Raw genomic sequence first — 16,037 nt, 5'->3', positions numbered from 1 at the left:
TCTCCTTATCCCAGCTTGATGACGGTAGGTTCGACGAACTCGGCCACCGGAACGTGCAGGTTCTCGGGGGCGGGTCCTTTGCGGATACGGCCGGAGGTGTCGTAGTGCGATCCGTGGCACGGGCAGAACCAGCCGTGATAGTCGCCGGCGCCGTCGCCCAGCGGAACGCAGCCCAGGTGGGTGCAAACGCCCATCATGACCAGCCATTCGCCGGCTTCGTCCAGGGTGCGGTTCTCGTCGGCCGCATCCAGGCCGGGCTTGTTGGCGTTGCGGTCGCTCTGGTCAGGCAGTTCCGACAGATCGACCGAGCGGGCCTCTTCGATCTCTTCCGCCGTGCGGCGGCGGATGAACACCGGCTTGCCCAGCCATTTGACGGTGATCTGGGTGCCCACCTCGACATCGTTCACGTCCACGCGAATCGAGGACAGCGCCTGAACGTCTGCCGAAGGGTTCATTTGGTTGACCAGGGGCCAGACTGCGGCTCCCGTGGCTACGACACCTGCGCCAGCCGTGGCGTAGTAGAGGAAATCTCTGCGGGTGCCTTCGTGGTCTTCTGCGTGGGACACGAGGTTTTCTCCGAATTCCAGCGCCCGGCGGACGGGCAAACATGCATCAGCACCGCATCAAAGCGGCGTCTCATCGCGGCTATCTAGCGGGGAGAAAACGGTTCGTCCAGCGGTCATAGGCGCGCACTACGCCGCAGATGCCAGTTCATGTCGCAATGCAGACACAAAATTTCAAGATATCTGCTCTGGATAATTTGCGGCGCTTCGGAAAACCGGGCGCGGCGATCGCCGCGCGGCGCCGCCCGATTGTGATTCGCCGCGCCCGGATTGCGCCCCGCGACTCCGGGACCCCGCCCGTCGCCCGGCCGGTCTTTCCGCGGCTAGCTCACGTCCGACAGGATGCGCGAATTTTGCGACCAAACCGCTGCTTTTGCTAAACCTAAAGTGGTGTCTCGCCAATGATAAACCGCTATTTTTACTGCCTATTGTTTCTCATTTTTCACGCACGAGATCTTTTTCTTGCACTCCTGACGGGAACCGGATTAAGCCGCGGATGCGCGGTCAGCAGCAGGAGAACAATGCATGATCAAGACCACCTTGTCCGCCCTGGTTCTGGCCGTGACGGGCGCCGCATCCGCCCTGGCCGCCGGCGATCCGGCAAAGGGCGAGCAGCTCTACAACCGCTGTTCCTCCTGCCACGCGATCATCCGGGACGGTGAGGTTCTGGTGAAGGGCGGCATCACCGGCCCAAATCTCTACGGCGTGGTCGGCCGCGTCGCCGGCACCGAGAACGATTACCTCAACGGCAGCGAACGGCTGCCGATCGGCCTTTTCACCGACGACATGATCCGCGCCGGCCAGCAGGGGCTGGTCTGGACCGAGGAAAACATCGCGGCCTATTCCGAGGATCCCATCGCGTTCATCCGCGCCTTTCTGGGCGACGACACCGCGCGTCCGAACATGACCACGAAGCTCAAGGAAGGCGCGCCGGACATCGCCGCCTACCTGGCCACCTTCAGCGCGCAATAATCCCGGCGCGGGTCACGCCTTCCGCATCAGCGCCGCAAGCGCGCGGGTTTCGCTCCCGAAATCCGCGCTCTCGACCAGATCCGCGGCGGCAAGGCGCGCAGCGGGCTCCTTGTTCTGGTTCAGCTTCCAGGTGCCCTGGATCTCGGCGACCCGCATCCGGCAGGGCACGATCATCCGCATCAGCCGCTGCAGGGCATCCGGCCCCATCTTGGCCGTGGTCCAGGGCGGCTTCGGCAGCAACCGCGCTTCGTAAAAGGCCGACTGCCGGTCGAGCAGATCCGGCAACTCCGCATCAGGCCGCAGTTCAAGGACGCCGACCAGATGCACGGCGACATAGTTCCAGGTCGGCACCTGATCGGCAACGCCATACCAATCCGGCGAGACATAGCTGTCGGGCCCCGTCACCGCGATCCGCACCTTTTGCGGCTGCGCCAGCGCCCGCACGACCGGGTTCGACCGCACCAGGTGCAGCTCGGCCACTTCCCCGGCCTCATCCAGGAGGAACGGCACATGGCTCAGCAGCGGGGCGTCCTCGCCCGGCACCGCCAGAACGCCGAACGCCCGTTCGCGCGCGAAACCGATGTTGCGGGTCCGGTCCTCGGCCCGGAAAGCCGGATTTGGATGCATCTCGATTCTCCCGAAGCATTCCCTCCCTCTTGCAGACTGCGCAAACCCTTGGCAAGCGCGGCCTTCTGCCATGCCGGCAACGCAAATCCGCTTGAGGCCAAGGGCGCACCCCGCTAATCACATCCTTCAAAGGAGCCCGCCTCATGTCGATGAACAGTTATGGCCATCTTTTCCGCGTCACCACCTGGGGCGAAAGCCACGGGCCGGCGCTGGGCGCGACCGTCGATGGCTGCCCGCCGGGCGTTCCGATCGACGAGGCGATGATCCAGCACTGGCTCGACAGGCGCAAACCCGGTCAGAGCAAGTTCACCACCCAGCGGCGCGAACCGGACGCGGTGAAGATCCTGTCGGGCGTGTTCGAAGGGCAGACCACCGGCACGCCGGTCCAGCTGATGATCGAAAACACCGACCAGCGGTCCAAGGATTACGGCGACATCGTGGACAAGTTCCGCCCGGGCCACGCCGACATCACCTACTGGCAGAAATACGGCATCCGCGATTACCGCGGCGGCGGGCGCAGCTCGGCCCGCGAAACCGCCGCGCGGGTGGCTGCGGGCGGGTTGGCGCGCGAGGCGATCAAGGCGTTGGCACCGGATGTCGAGATCACCGGCTACATGGTTCAGATGGGCCCGCACCGGATCGACAGGAACCGCTTCGACCGGGCGCAGATCGAGCAGAACCCGTTCTGGGTTCCCGATGCGCAGGCGGCCGGGGACTGGGCCGCCTATCTCGATGATCTGCGCAAGTCCGGCAACTCGGTCGGCGCGGTGGTCGAGGTCGTGGCCCGCGGTGTTCCCGCAGGGCTTGGCGCGCCGGTTTACGCCAAGTTGGACACTGATCTTGCCGCCGCGATGATGTCGATCAACGCCGTCAAGGGCGTCGAGATCGGCGAGGGCATGGCCGCCGCCGAACTGACCGGCGAGGCCAATGCGGACGAAATCTTCATGGGGCCGGACGGTCCGCGATACAGCTCCAACCACGCCGGCGGCATCCTCGGCGGCATTTCCACCGGTCAGGACATCGTGGTGCGCTTCGCCGTCAAACCGACGTCGTCGATCCTGACCCCCCGCAGAACCATCACCAAGTCCGGGCAAGAGACCGAAATCGTCACCAAGGGCCGCCACGACCCCTGCGTCGGCATCCGCGCCGTGCCCGTGGGCGAGGCGATGATGGCCTGCGTGATCCTCGACCACCTGCTGCTGCACCGCGGCCAGATCGGTGAGAACCGTGGCCGCATTGGCTGAGCTTCACGACCGGCTGCGCGACATCGCCGACGCCCGCATGACGGCGGATCCGGCGCATGACCTTGCGCATCTCGACCGGGTCTGGGTCAATGCCCGCACCATCGCCGACGAGCGGACCGACCTGCGCGTGCTGGTCGCCGCCTGCTACCTGCACGACCTGGTGAACCTGCCCAAGAATGCGCCCGACCGGCATCTGGCCTCGCGCCAATCCGCCGAACAGGCCGCTCCGATCCTGGCCGACTTGGGCTATTCCGACCCCGAGATCCGGGCGGCGCAACATGCCATCGCGGCGCACAGCTTCTCGGCCCGGATCCCGCCGGAAACGCCCGAGGCGCGTATCCTGCGCGATGCCGACCGGCTGGATGCGCTGGGGGCCATCGGCATCGCCCGCAACTTCTCGGTCGCGGGCTCCCTGGGCCGCGCGCTTTACGACCCTGCGGACCCCTTCGCCGAGAACCGCCCGCTGGACGATCTGCAATTCTCCATCGACCACTGGAAGGTCAAGCTGTTGTCCCTGCCCTCGGACATGCTGACCGATGGCGGCAAGGCCATGGCGCAGGACCGCGTGAACCGGATGCTGCACTTCCTGGACGCCTTCGCGGAAGAGATCGGCTGTCCGCTGCCGCCCGGCTGGACGGCCGGCTGACCCCGGCATTCTTGCCGTTGATCTTTGCGGCACAAAGGCGCAGGGTCGCGTGAATGACGATCTCCTTAACATCGCATCGACCTGTACTTGCCGTGGCGCTCAAGCTGAGCGCCCTGTTCCTGTTCACGGCCATGTCGGCGCTGGTCAAGGCGCTGTCGGATGACTTTCCGCCGGGCGAGATGGTGTTCTTCCGCTCGCTCTTCGCCATACCCGTCATCTTCGCCTGGCTGGTCATGCGCGGGCAGCTGCGCCAGGGCCTGATCGCCCGCAAGCCGATGGGGCATTTCTGGCGCGGGGTCCTGGGGACGACGGCGATGGGGCTGACCTTCACCGGCCTCAGCCTGCTGCCCTTGCCCGAGGTGACGGCGATCGGCTACGGCACCCCGATCTTCACCCTGATCCTGGCCGCGCTGATGCTGGGCGAACGCATCCGGATGATCCGCATCGGCGCCGTCGCCATCGGGCTGTTGGGGGTGCTCATCATGCTCTGGCCGCGTCTCGGCGGCGGCAGCCTGGAAACCGCAGCGACCATCGGCGCGCTCTGCGTTCTGGGCGCGACGATCGCCCGCGCCTTCGTTCAGATCCACATCCGGCAGCTTGTTCAGGTCGACCACCCGGCGGCGGTGGTGTTCTATTTCTCGCTCACCGCAACGCTGCTTTCGGGGCTGACGGCGTTTTTCGGCTGGACCATGCCGACATGGGAGCAGGCGGCGCTGCTGATCCTCATGGGTCTGATCGGCGGGGTGGCGCAGATCCTCGTCACGTCCTCCTACCGCTTCGGCCAGGCCTCGATGCTGGCGCCCTATGACTATACATCGATGCTGTTCGCCATCGTCATCGGCTATGTCTGGTTCGACGAATTGCCGACCCTGGTGATGCTGGCCGGGGCGGCGCTGGTCATCGCGGGCAACGTCCTGGTAATCTGGCGCGAGCACCAGCTGGGCCTCGAACGCGGCAAGGCCCGCGCGGTGACGGACCCCAAGGCCTGACCTTTACCTTTCGGCCAATTTGCCTAGTTTGGGCCGCACAACGAACGAGGACATCACATGAGCGACGCCCAGGATCACAAGCAGAAGATGAAAGAGGTGCAGGCCCAGCACCGCAAGAAGGTGTCCGAGGCGGTCGATCCCGGGCGCGGCCTCGTGCTGATCAACACCGGCAAGGGCAAGGGCAAGTCTTCGGCCGCATTCGGCGTGGTCATCCGCGCGCTGGGTTGGGGCCAGAAGGTCGCGGTCGTCCAGTTCATCAAGGGCAAGTGGAAGACCGGCGAGCGCAGGTTCTTCGAGGAACACGGGCTGGTGACCTGGTTCACGATGGGCGAGGGCTTCACCTGGGACACGCAGGACCGCGACCGCGACATCGCGGCGGCAACCGCGGCTTTCGGCAAGGCCCGCGAGCTGATGGAAAGCGGCGAGTACGATCTGGTGGTGCTTGACGAGATCAACATCGCGCTGCGGTACGAATATCTGACCGTCGATGTCGTGATCGACGGGCTGAAGGCCCGGTCCGACCGGACCTCGGTGTTCCTGACCGGCCGGGACGCGCCGCAGGCGCTGCGCGACTATGCCGATCTGGTCACCGAGATGACCGAGGAAAAGCACCCGTTTCAGGCCGGCATCAAGGCCCAGCGCGGCGTGGATTTCTGACCGCGCCGGACGTCGCGCCGGGCCCGCAGCGGCTTCGGCGCGAACAACGCCGCAAAATATGCTACACTCCACCTATTGACCGCCAGCGTCGCGGAAACCTGATTTCGGGTATTGGCTGAGGTGATGTCCTGCACGGCGCCGGAACTCATCCTCGTCGCAGCCGATGCCGTCAAATTCGTGGGGGTATGATGAAGACGTTTCTTTGCACCTTTTTCGCCTTGGTCCTGTGCCTGACCGTCCGCTCCGCTTGGGCCCAGGATTTCAGCGCCGATTTCAACGCGGCCTATCGCGCCGCGGAAGCGGAACTGATCGAACGCTTCGACGATGCCGACTATCGCTCGGGCCTGATGTCGCTGGCCTATCAGCTGAATGCATCGCGGGTCGAAAAGCAGCCGGCGGGGTACGAAACCGACGAATGGCTGAGCGCAAAGTTTGAACCCCTGTTCACCAAGGTCGGGGATGGGGCCGCGTCGCTGACGAAGCCCGCACCCCTGCCGGACGAACAGCTGTCCCGGATGGCCGGCGCTTTTGCCGAAGCGCAGGACGCCTACGCCGCCTATTTCGTGGACCAGTCTACCAATCCCGACCTGCTTGCGCTGGGCGAGGACGGAGCCCTGCGAACGCTGGCGGCCTTTTCGACCGTCGCCTACAATGTCGACGCCGGTCTCTGGGACGGTTTGTTCTCGATCACCGGCTTCTGGCCGTTTTGCGCCGCACCCGGATAGTCCCGGCCCCCGTGCGAATCAACTCCGCACGAGTTTCTCGTAGGACTCCGCGATATCCCGCGTCAGAGCGCCAACCTCGAACGTGTAGTCGCCGATCTGGCCGACCGGGGTGACCTCGGCGGCGGTGCCGGTCAGCCAGCACTGTTCGAAGCCGGTCATTTCCTCGGGCAGGATGTGGCGTTCGTGGACGGTGATGCCCTTGTCCTTGAGCATCTGGATCACTGTCTGCCGGGTGATGCCGTTCAAAAAGCAGTCCGGCTTGGGCGTATGCACCTCGCCGTCCTTGACGAAAAAGATGTTGGCGCCGGTCGCTTCGGCCACATAGCCGCGATAATCCATGAACAGCGCGTCCGAGCAGCCCTTGGCCTCGGCCTTGTGCTTGGAGATGGTGCAGATCATGTAGAGGCCGGCGGCCTTGGCGTGAACCGGGATGGTTTCGGGGCTCGGCCGTTTCCATTCGGCGATGTCGAGCTTGGCGCCCTGCATCTTGGCGTCGCCGTAATAGGCGCCCCAGCCCCAGACCGCGATGGCCATGCGCACCGGGTTGCGGGCCGACGCCACGCCCATGTCCTCGCCCGAGCCCCGCCAGACCAGTGCGCGCACGTAGGCATCCTGCAGACCGCTGGCCTTCAGCGCCTCCTGCTTGGCGGCCTCGATCTGGTCCACCGTGTAGGGCATCGGCATGTCCAGCGCCTCGGCCGAGGCGACGAGGCGCTCGGAATGGGCGCGGCTCTTGAAGATCTTGCCGCCATAGGCGCGCTCGCCCTCGAAGACGGACGAGGCGTAGTGCATCGCATGGGTCAGGATGTGCACCTTGGCGTCGCGCCACGGTACAAGCTCGCCATCCATCCAGATGACCCCATCACGATCGTCATAACTCGCCATGCCGAATCCTCCTGAAGCGGGCTGAAATTTGAAAATTGCGCTGAACAGAGCCACTTAGGACACTTTGTTGCGCAAAAGCTGCGCTTCGATACCTGTTCGCCCTTGGAATGTCAACAAGACTGACATAAACTCGGACCAGGCAGACGAATGAGGCGCATCATGTCCGAAATCCGCACCGCTCCGGCCTTTGGCGGCGAGAGCCTGCTGTTTCTGACCGACGAGCAGTTGCGGCAGGGGATCGAGGCGATGTTCTTCGCCTATCGCGGCTTCACCGCCGACCCCGACCGGATCCTGGCCGAACTGGCCTATGGCCGCGCCCATCACCGCGCGATCCACTTCATCAACCGCGCCCCGGGCACAACGGTGAACAACCTGCTGGCGATCCTCGGCGTGACCAAGCAGTCGCTGAACCGGGTGCTCCGAACGCTGATCGCGGACGGGCTGGTCGAAAGCCGCGTCGGAACCGTCGACAAGCGCGAACGCCATCTGTTCCTGACCGAGGCCGGCGCGGCGCTGGAGTCCCGCCTGTCGGACGCCCAGCGCGCCAGGATGCGCGCCGCCTACAAGGATGCCGGGCCCGAAGCGGTGGCCGGCTTCCGCAAGGTGCTTGAAGCGATGATGGATGCTGATATGCGTGGCGCCTATGCGAAACTGCGGGATTCGACTTCATGAGCGAAAAGGACGCCCATCTGCTGATCGTCGATGACGACGAACGAATCCGCGATCTGCTCAAGAAGTTCCTGATGCGGAACGGCTTTCTGGTGACCGCCGCCCGGGATGCCGCCCATGCCCGGCGGGTGCTGTCCGGGCTGGATTTCGACCTGATCGTGATGGACGTGATGATGCCCGGCGAGGACGGCGTCAGCCTGACCCGCGCGCTGCGCGAGACCCATACCACGCCGATCCTGCTGCTGACCGCGCGCGGCGAGACCGAGCACCGGATCGCGGGGCTCGAAGCCGGCGCGGACGACTATCTGGCCAAACCGTTCGAGCCCAAGGAACTGCTGCTGCGCATCAACGCCATCCTGCGCCGGGTGCCGGAAACCACGGCGCAGGAGAACGCGCCGAAGATCCTGCACCTTGGCCCGATCCGCTACGACATCGAGCGCGGCGAGATGTGGCAGGGCGACAACCCGGTGCGGCTGACGGCGACCGAAAGCCAGCTGATGAAGATATTCTCGGCCCAGCCCGGCGAACCGGTCAGCCGCGCCAAGCTGGTCGAGGATCTGGGCCGCGACAAGGGTCAGGCGCAGGAACGCGCAGTGGACGTGCAGATCACCCGCCTGCGCCGCAAGATCGAAGCCGACCCGAAACAGCCGCGCTACCTGCAGACCGTACGGGGCGCGGGCTACATGCTGGCGCCGGACTGAGCCTTCCGGGCGTTGCGGCACTGATTCAAGTCAAATGGGGGGACATCGATGAAGACGGCGCTTCTGACCCACGCGGATTGCCTCGGCCATGTCACGCCAACCGGCCATCCCGAGCGGGTGGCGCGGCTGGAGCATGTGCTGCATGCGCTGGAACCGCTGGATCTGAACCGGGTCACCGCCCCGCTGGCCGCCGACGACGATCTGCGGCGCATTCACCCGGAAAGCTACATTCGCGACATCCGCGACGCCCTGCCCGCCGAGGGGTTCGCCCGTCTCGACCCCGACACCTTCATGTCGCCCGGCTCGCTCGACGCGGCCTATCGCGCCGCCGGGGCCGCGGTACGGGCGGTGGACATGGTGCTGGGAGGCGAGGCGCCGAACGCCTTCTGCGCCATCCGGCCGCCGGGGCACCACGCCGAAACCGATACCGCGATGGGGTTCTGCCTGTTCGGCAACCCGGCGCTGGCGGCAAAACACGCGCTCGAGCATCACGGGCTGGACCGGGTGGCCGTGCTGGATTTCGACGTTCATCACGGCAACGGAACGCAGGACCTGCTCTGGGATGAACCGCGGGCGCTGGTCATCACCTCGCAGCAGATGCCGCTCTGGCCCGGGACCGGACGGCCGGACGAGACCGGGGCGCATGGCAACGTGCTGAACCTGCCGCTGGCTCCGGGCACCGGCGGGGCCGAGATGCGGGCGGTGTGGCGCGACAGGGCGTTTCCAAGGCTGCGCTCCTTCCGGCCCGAACTGATCGTGATCTCGGCCGGTTTCGATGCCCACAGGGATGACCCGCTGGCCAATCTGAACTGGGAAACCGAGGATTTCGCCTGGCTCACCGCCGAGATCTGTGCGCTCGCCGGGGAGCTCTGCCAAGGACGTATCGTCTCGACTCTCGAAGGCGGGTATGATCTGAACGCACTGGCCGCGGCGACGCGCGCGCATGTGGAAGAATTGATGAAGGCCGCCCGATGACCGAGACACCCGTTGAGCAGATGAGTTTTGAACAGGCGATGAAGGAACTGGAGGCCGTCGTCGGCCAGCTGGAGCGCGGCGACGTGGCGCTGGACCAGTCCATCGCGCTTTACGAACGCGGCGCGGCGCTCAAGAAACGCTGCGAGGACGAATTGAAGCGCGCCGAGGAAAAGGTCGCCGCGATCACCCTCGACGCCAGCGGCGAGCCCACCGGGACCAAGCCTGTCGAAGGACTCTGATGTTTCGCGAACGACTGGCGCTGGATGCGGCGCTTATTCAGGACCAGTTCGATCTGGTTCTGGGGGCGCTGGACGATATCGGCGTGACCCGGGCCATGGCCTATGCGACGCAGGGCGGCAAACGCCTGCGCGGCTTCCTGGTGCTGGAAAGCGCCCGGCTGCACGGCGTCGAGGCGGATCGGGCGATCTGGCCCGCCACTGCGATCGAGGCGCTGCACGCCTACAGCCTCGTGCATGACGACCTGCCCTGCATGGATGACGACGATCTGCGCCGCGGGCGTCCCACGGTGCACGTGACCTGGGACGAGGGCACCGCCGTACTGGCGGGCGATGCGCTGCAGACGCTGGCCTTTGAACTCTGCTCCCGGCCCGAGGCCGGCCCCGCCGAAGTGCGCGCGGATCTGGCCCTGACGCTGGCGCAGGCCGGCGGCGCCCAGGGCATGGTGCTGGGCCAGGCGCTCGACATCGCCGCCGAGACCGCCGCCGCCCCGCTGTCGCTGGATCAGATTACACGCCTGCAGGCCGGCAAGACCGGCGCCCTGATCGAATGGTCCGCCTGCGCCGGGGCCCGGCTGGCGCAGGCCGATCCCGAAAGGTTGCGCCAATATGCCCGGGCGCTCGGGCTTGCCTTCCAGATCGCCGACGACATCTTGGATGTCGAAGGCGATATGGAAAAGGCCGGCAAGCGCCTCCAGAAGGATGCCGTCGCGGGCAAGGCCACCTTCGTCTCGCTGCTGGGCCTGGACGCGGCCAGGGCGCGTGCGGCGGAACTGGTGGACGCGGCCTGCGCGGCGCTCGACGGGTACGGGGCGCGGGCTGAAACCTTGAAGGAAGCCGCCCGCTTCGTTATTGCCCGGGACAGCTAAACCGTTGGGGATGCCATGTCAGACCGTCCGAATACCCCGCTCCTGGACCTTGTGAACCGCCCGGCGGATCTCAAGCAGTTTTCGGACGCGCAGCTGACCCAACTGGCAGGCGAGCTGCGGGCGGAAACCGTGTCCGCGGTCTCCGAGACCGGCGGGCATCTGGGCGCGGGCCTCGGCGTCGTGGAACTGACTGTCGCCCTGCACGCGGTGTTCGACACGCCGCGCGACAAGATCATCTGGGACGTCGGACACCAGAGCTATCCGCACAAGATCCTGACCGAGCGGCGCGACCGCATCCGCACCCTGCGGCAGAAGGACGGGCTGAGCGGTTTCACCAAGCGCAGCGAAAGCCCCTATGATCCTTTCGGCGCGGCGCACAGCTCGACCTCGATCAGCGCCGCGCTTGGCTTTGCCGTGGCGCGCGATCTGGGCGGCGTGACGCCCGAGGGGCTGGGCGACGCCATCGCGGTGATCGGCGACGGTTCGATGTCCGCCGGTATGGCCTTCGAGGCGATGAACAACGCCGGCCACCTGCGCAAGCGCCTGATCGTGATCCTCAACGACAACGAAATGAGCATCGCACCGCCTGTCGGCGCCCTGTCGAACTACCTCTCGCGCCTCTATGCCGAGGAGCCGTTCCAGGAACTGAAGGCCGCCGCCAAGGGCGCGGTCTCGCTCCTGCCGGAACCGTTCCGCGAAGGCGCCAAGCGGGCAAAGGAGATGCTCAAGGGCATGGCCGTCGGCGGCACCCTGTTCGAAGAGCTGGGGTTCAGCTATATCGGCCCCATCGACGGGCACGACATGGGGCAGCTGCTGCCCATCCTGCGCACCGTCAAGGCCCGGGCGACCGGGCCGATCCTGATCCACGCGCTGACCAGAAAGGGCAAGGGCTACGCCCCCGCCGAACGCGCGCGCGACCGGGGCCATGCCACCGCGAAATTCGACGTGGTGACGGGCAAGCAGCACAAGGCGCCGTCGAACGCGCCCTCCTACACCTCGGTCTTCGGCAAGTCGCTGGTGGAAGAAGCCGGCCGCGACGACAAGATCGTCGCCGTGACCGCCGCCATGCCGGACGGCACCGGGTTGAACCTGTTCGCCGAACGCTACCCGTCGCGCTGCTTCGACGTGGGCATCGCCGAACAGCATGGCGTGACCTTTGCCGCGGCGCTGGCCGCCGGGGGGCTGAAACCCTTCTGCGCCATGTATTCGACCTTCCTGCAGCGCGGCTACGATCAGGTCGTGCATGACGTGGCGATCCAGCGCCTGCCGGTGCGCTTCGCCATCGACCGCGCCGGTCTGGTCGGCGCCGACGGCGCCACCCATGCGGGCAGCTTCGACATCGCCTATCTGGCGAACCTGCCCGGCATGGTGGTCATGGCCGCGGCGGACGAGGCCGAACTCAAGCACATGGTCGCCACCGCCGCCGCCCATGACGACGGGCCGATCGCCTTCCGCTATCCGCGCGGCGAAGGCGTGGGTGTGGACATGCCCGAACGCGGCGAGGTGCTGGAGATCGGCAAGGGCCGGGTGATCCGGCAGGGCTCGCGCGTGGCCCTCCTCTCCTTCGGCACCCGCCTGGCCGAAGTGCAGAAGGCCGCCGAATCCCTGGCCGCCAAGGGCATCACGCCGACCATTGCCGACGCCCGTTTCGCCAAGCCGCTGGACCGCGACCTGGTCCTGGACCTGGCCGCGAACCACGAGGCGCTGATCACCATCGAAGAAGGCGCCATCGGCGGCTTCGGTAGCCATGTGGCGCAACTTCTGGCGGAGACGGGCGTGTTCGACCACGGCCTGAAATACCGCTCGATGGTGCTGCCGGACACTTTCATCGACCAGGCCAGCCCCGCGGACATGTATGCCGTGGCCGGCATGAATTCCGAACAGATCGAAGCCAGGGTGCTCGAAGTTCTGGGCGTGGCGCGGATCGGGGAAAAGCGGGCCTAGGGCGCGGTCGGGGGTTCAAGTGCGGGTCGTTTCGGGCACCAGCCGCGGCGCCGCATCCGAAAGTTCTGCAAGTTTGGGCCGTCAAAATCCGCGAAACTGGTCTGAGCGGTCACGCCCTGCGTCCAATTGACGTGTCGTCCGCACGTTGCCCCAGCTTGCGGTCCTCGACCCAGCGGACGAGCGCGGTTCCGGTAGTCGCCGCGAGCCTTTCAGCCACGAGCGTGATGTTCTGCCAAACATCCCGCCAAACTCTGGCCCGCTGTTCAGCATCGCGGCGGCGCAGGCGTTCGATATGCTCGCACCGCATCAAGTCGGCGCGAAGATGCGGCGGCGTCTCATGGGTTTGTGTGATCTGATGAAACGATTGATGATCAAACATTTGGGTTTCCTCGGGTTCTTGGTTTGCGACCTCATGGGTACTGGAACCACTATGGACAATTCCCTTTTTCTGAAGAATAATTGAATTCAACATTGACTATTCCAAAAAACAGAACAGCGAAGCGTATGGATATGCTGAAAGCGATGCGCGCCGTCGCTGAAATCTCCTACCATGGAAGTTTTGCACGCGCAGCGCGGGCCATGAACCTGTCCGCACCATCCGTTACCCGCATTGTCGGCGAGCTTGAAACCAACCTTGGCGTCCGGATTTTCAACCGGAGTACCAGAAGTCTTGCCCTGACGCCCGAGGGCAAGAGCTTTCTGCAACGAAGCGAGGCGATACTGCATGAAATCGAGGCGCTTCGGGATGTTGCGGAGGATCAGCACTTCAATCCCAGCGGCAATCTGGTCGTTACCAGCGCAGTCGCTTTCGGAAGCGAGATGCTGGCCCCGGTCTTGCCTGAGTTCCAGCGGCGTTTTCCCAATGTCTCGATCGACCTGCGCCTCGGTAGCCGTTCGGTCGATCTGATCGAGGAACACGTGGATGTTGCATTGCGGGTCGGCGCCGGTCACCTCCCCGACTCGTCCCTGACCGCCACACGTATCTGCAGCTTTCGTATGATATTTGTCGCCACACCGAAACACGTGGATAAGTACGGTCTGCCGAAAACGCTGAATGATCTGAAGGGTCGCCCGATGGTCAAGCTGGCCACCGGCAGCTGGGGTCACGTGCAAAAGCTCTCCACGCCCCAAGGCGAGGTCGATTTCCTCTTGCCCAATCACTATTGCGTCGATGGGTACAGGGCGCAGTTTTGGGCGGTCTTGCGCGGCGACAATTGTGCCCTGATGCACGAATACGTGGCCGCGCCTGAACTTGAGGCCGGGCGGCTCATCCGATTGCTTCCCGATTGCCAGACCGTCGAACAGGGCGTCTATGCGCTGTATGCGCATCGAACCTTGATGCCCGCTCGGGTCCGCGTTTTCATCGATTTTCTGAGAGAAGCTCTGCGGTAGCGTGTCTTGCGCACTGCGAGACCGGGGCTGTGTTGATACGTTTGCCTTTGGCTGGAAACCGTCCGCCATCTGAGACAGACATTCCTGGCAATGCCGGTTGGCAGAGAACCCCAACAGCATTGAAACGACTACTGCTCCAAGTTCGAACCGGCCGTCGCGGTGTTTCGATTGTCGACTGCCCCACCCGACCGGAAATCAGCGTCGCTAAGGCGCCGGGCGCGGGGAAGGTCGGCGCGAAGGTCCCGAAGTTCACCCCGTCGGGACATGTACAAAACAACACATACCCATCTGGCATCCTGTACAAAACGGACAACGCGCCGGTAATCGGGGACCGGCGGCTCCGCTCCGGTCCCCCGGATTTCAAGCGGTCAGAGTTGGCCCGCCAGCGCCTCAAGACCCACCCGGTAGTTCGGATAGATCAGCTTGACCCCCAGTTCCTGCTTGATCCGGTCGTTCCGTACCCGCTTGTTTTCCATGTAGAAACTGCGCGCCATCGGGGTCATTTCGGCCTCGTCGAACGGCACGGCGGGCGGCAGCGGCAGGCCCTGCAGCTCGGCCGCATAGCCGATCACGTCCTGCGGCGGCACCGGCTCGTCGTCGCAGACATTGTAGATCGCTCCGGGATCGGGCCGCGCCATCGAGGCGGCCAGAACCTGCGCGATGTCATCCACATGAATGCGGCTAAACACTTGACCAGGCTTGATAATTCTCCGCAACGCGCCGCCCCGCAGCTTGGCAAATGGCCCCCGCCCCGGCCCGTAGATCCCGGCCAGACGGAAGATATGCAGAGGCAGGCCGGGGATGGCCGCCCATTGTTCTTCGGCCTTGACCCGCCAACGGCCGCGCTTGGCGGTCGGCGCGGGCGGCGTGGATTCGTCCACCCATCCGCCGTCGTGATCCCCGTAGACGGCCGTGGTCGAAAGGTATCCGACCCATTGGAGCTGTCCCGCGCGGGCCGAAATCTCGTCGCCCAGCGCGGCCAGAACCGGATCGCCCTCAGAATCCGGCGCGGTCGAAATCAGCATATGGGTGACGCCGTCCAGCGTCGGCGCCTCGCCCGGCCACAAGAGCGGTTCCGCCCCCGAGGCGCGGATCTCGTCCAGCTGTTCCCGATTGCGCGTCGTTCCGATGATCCGCCAACCGCGCGGCGACAGGACGCGCGAAAGCGCCCGTGCCGAATACCCGTGTCCGAAGGAAAGAAGTGTGCCTGTCATGGCATCTTGATGATCGCCGCCGGGCGCCAATGCAAGCGCCGCATCGACGCACTTGATTCGAATCCCCGCTTGGCCCTTTGATGGAGGCATGAGCGCCAAGAAACCGAACCTGCACGCCGCCTATGCGTTGGAATCCCCCGAAGACCACAAGAGGCTCTATGCCGAGTGGGCGGGAGACTATGACGAGAGTTTCGCGGCCCTCGAGGATTACCAGTTGCACATCCACACCGCCCGCGCCTTCGTCGCCGCCGGAGGGCAGGGTCCGGTCCTGGATGTCGGCGCGGGAACCGGGCTGTGCGGCGCGGTTCTTGCCGGTTTGGGTGTCGGACCGATCGACGCCACCGACATCAGCCCCGAGATGCTGGCCGAGGCCATGCGAAAGGACATCTATCGCGACGCCATCGAGGCTGATCTGAATCAGGGCATCCCGACTCCACCCGACAGCTATTCCGGCGTCGTGTCCTCGGGCACCTTCACGCACGGACACCTGGGCCCCGAGGCGCTGCCTGCCCTGATCCGCGTCGCGCGCCACGGCGCGCAATTCGCCCTGTCGATCAATACCAGGCACTACGAAACGATGGGCTTTGCCGAGGCGTTCCGGCAGTTGGAAAACGGCCAGATCGAGAACCTGAAGCTGTACGAAGTGCGCATCTACGGCGATCTCGCCGCAGGCCCCAACAAGGACGACACCGCCTATATCGTGCTTTTCGAAAAGGGCTGACCGAAACC

At 65.2% G+C, this 16,037-nt stretch carries 19 protein-coding genes; 14 read left to right on the top strand and 5 right to left on the bottom strand.

Features of this window, described 5'->3' with window-relative positions; all coding sequences use genetic code 11:
• Positions 1-5: 5 nt before the first annotated feature.
• Positions 6-566, bottom strand: a complete 561-nt coding sequence (petA, locus tag FGK63_RS16050) for a ubiquinol-cytochrome c reductase iron-sulfur subunit (RefSeq protein WP_138844102.1) — start codon at positions 564-566, stop codon at positions 6-8.
• A 522-nt stretch (positions 567-1,088) separates the two neighbouring features.
• On the opposite strand from petA, the gene FGK63_RS16045 reads away from it, so the two are divergent.
• Complete coding sequence (locus FGK63_RS16045; RefSeq protein WP_138844100.1) at positions 1,089-1,535, top strand: c-type cytochrome; 447 nt, start codon at positions 1,089-1,091, stop codon at positions 1,533-1,535.
• A gap of 12 nt (positions 1,536-1,547) precedes the next feature.
• On the opposite strand, the gene FGK63_RS16040 is transcribed toward FGK63_RS16045, so the two are convergent.
• The gene (locus tag FGK63_RS16040) at positions 1,548-2,162 is read right to left on the bottom strand and encodes an FMN-binding negative transcriptional regulator (protein ID WP_138844098.1); all 615 of its coding nucleotides are present in this window, start codon (positions 2,160-2,162) and stop codon (positions 1,548-1,550) included.
• Positions 2,163-2,305: 143 nt separating this feature from the next.
• Here FGK63_RS16040 and aroC point away from each other — a divergent pair, with 143 nt between their 5' ends.
• The 5 genes from aroC to FGK63_RS16015 all read left to right on the top strand — a co-directional run bounded on the left by aroC (position 2,306) and on the right by FGK63_RS16015 (position 6,423).
• A complete protein-coding gene (gene aroC / locus FGK63_RS16035; protein ID WP_138844096.1) occupies positions 2,306-3,406 on the top strand; it encodes a chorismate synthase in 1,101 nt (366 codons plus the stop codon).
• Positions 3,390-4,052: an HD domain-containing protein gene (locus FGK63_RS16030; protein ID WP_138844094.1), complete on the top strand. Its 663-nt coding sequence runs from the start codon at positions 3,390-3,392 to the stop codon at positions 4,050-4,052. Before aroC ends, FGK63_RS16030 begins: the two co-directional genes overlap by 17 nt.
• A 53-nt stretch (positions 4,053-4,105) precedes the next feature.
• Positions 4,106-5,041 (top strand): DMT family transporter, encoded by a 936-nt coding sequence (locus tag FGK63_RS16025; RefSeq protein ID WP_138844092.1) that lies wholly within the window; start codon positions 4,106-4,108, stop codon positions 5,039-5,041.
• A 57-nt stretch (positions 5,042-5,098) separates the two neighbouring features.
• A complete protein-coding gene (gene cobO / locus FGK63_RS16020; RefSeq protein ID WP_138844090.1) occupies positions 5,099-5,698 on the top strand; it encodes a cob(I)yrinic acid a,c-diamide adenosyltransferase in 600 nt (199 codons plus the stop codon).
• Between the two features lie 188 nt (positions 5,699-5,886).
• Positions 5,887-6,423, top strand: a complete 537-nt coding sequence (locus FGK63_RS16015) for a hypothetical protein (RefSeq protein ID WP_138844088.1) — start codon at positions 5,887-5,889, stop codon at positions 6,421-6,423.
• An 18-nt stretch (positions 6,424-6,441) separates the two neighbouring features.
• Here the strand turns inward: FGK63_RS16015 and FGK63_RS16010 are convergent, their stop codons facing one another.
• Positions 6,442-7,308 carry a branched-chain amino acid aminotransferase gene (locus FGK63_RS16010; protein ID WP_138844085.1) on the bottom strand — a complete coding sequence of 289 codons (867 nt, stop codon included), beginning with the start codon at positions 7,306-7,308 and terminating at the stop codon, positions 6,442-6,444.
• Between the two features lie 159 nt (positions 7,309-7,467).
• On the opposite strand from FGK63_RS16010, the gene FGK63_RS16005 reads away from it, so the two are divergent.
• The 6 genes from FGK63_RS16005 to dxs are packed head-to-tail and all read left to right on the top strand — an operon-like array spanning position 7,468 to position 12,702.
• Positions 7,468-7,980, top strand: a complete 513-nt coding sequence (locus FGK63_RS16005) for a MarR family winged helix-turn-helix transcriptional regulator (RefSeq protein ID WP_138844083.1) — start codon at positions 7,468-7,470, stop codon at positions 7,978-7,980.
• Positions 7,977-8,678 carry a response regulator gene (locus FGK63_RS16000; RefSeq protein ID WP_138844081.1) on the top strand — a complete coding sequence of 234 codons (702 nt, stop codon included), beginning with the start codon at positions 7,977-7,979 and terminating at the stop codon, positions 8,676-8,678. The genes FGK63_RS16005 and FGK63_RS16000 overlap by 4 nt, the downstream gene beginning before the upstream one ends.
• A 48-nt stretch (positions 8,679-8,726) precedes the next feature.
• Positions 8,727-9,653 carry a histone deacetylase family protein gene (locus tag FGK63_RS15995; RefSeq protein WP_138844080.1) on the top strand — a complete coding sequence of 309 codons (927 nt, stop codon included), beginning with the start codon at positions 8,727-8,729 and terminating at the stop codon, positions 9,651-9,653.
• Entirely contained in the window at positions 9,650-9,892 is a 243-nt protein-coding gene (locus tag FGK63_RS15990) for an exodeoxyribonuclease VII small subunit (RefSeq protein WP_138844078.1), read from the top strand. Before FGK63_RS15995 ends, FGK63_RS15990 begins: the two co-directional genes overlap by 4 nt.
• A complete protein-coding gene (locus FGK63_RS15985) occupies positions 9,892-10,758 on the top strand; it encodes a polyprenyl synthetase family protein (RefSeq protein WP_138844076.1) in 867 nt (288 codons plus the stop codon). The genes FGK63_RS15990 and FGK63_RS15985 overlap by 1 nt, the downstream gene beginning before the upstream one ends.
• A gap of 15 nt (positions 10,759-10,773) precedes the next feature.
• Positions 10,774-12,702: a 1-deoxy-D-xylulose-5-phosphate synthase gene (dxs, locus tag FGK63_RS15980; RefSeq protein WP_138844074.1), complete on the top strand. Its 1,929-nt coding sequence runs from the start codon at positions 10,774-10,776 to the stop codon at positions 12,700-12,702.
• A gap of 109 nt (positions 12,703-12,811) precedes the next feature.
• Here the strand turns inward: dxs and FGK63_RS15975 are convergent, their stop codons facing one another.
• Complete coding sequence (locus tag FGK63_RS15975) at positions 12,812-13,081, bottom strand: hypothetical protein (protein WP_138844071.1); 270 nt, start codon at positions 13,079-13,081, stop codon at positions 12,812-12,814.
• Between the two features lie 80 nt (positions 13,082-13,161).
• Here FGK63_RS15975 and FGK63_RS15970 point away from each other — a divergent pair, with 80 nt between their 5' ends.
• Entirely contained in the window at positions 13,162-14,094 is a 933-nt protein-coding gene (locus FGK63_RS15970) for a LysR family transcriptional regulator (RefSeq protein ID WP_138844070.1), read from the top strand.
• 368 nt (positions 14,095-14,462) lie between these two features.
• Here the strand turns inward: FGK63_RS15970 and FGK63_RS15965 are convergent, their stop codons facing one another.
• Complete coding sequence (locus FGK63_RS15965; RefSeq protein WP_138844068.1) at positions 14,463-15,308, bottom strand: SDR family oxidoreductase; 846 nt, start codon at positions 15,306-15,308, stop codon at positions 14,463-14,465.
• Between the two features lie 88 nt (positions 15,309-15,396).
• On the opposite strand from FGK63_RS15965, the gene FGK63_RS15960 reads away from it, so the two are divergent.
• Positions 15,397-16,029 carry a class I SAM-dependent DNA methyltransferase gene (locus FGK63_RS15960; protein WP_138844065.1) on the top strand — a complete coding sequence of 211 codons (633 nt, stop codon included), beginning with the start codon at positions 15,397-15,399 and terminating at the stop codon, positions 16,027-16,029.
• Positions 16,030-16,037: the final 8 nt, after the last annotated feature.

It is taken from the genome of Ruegeria sediminis (assembly GCF_005938215.1).
Taxonomy (GTDB): domain Bacteria; phylum Pseudomonadota; class Alphaproteobacteria; order Rhodobacterales; family Rhodobacteraceae; genus Ruegeria; species Ruegeria sediminis.
Note: the sequence above shows the minus strand (reverse complement) of the source record. Positions and strands in the feature narration are given on the sequence as shown.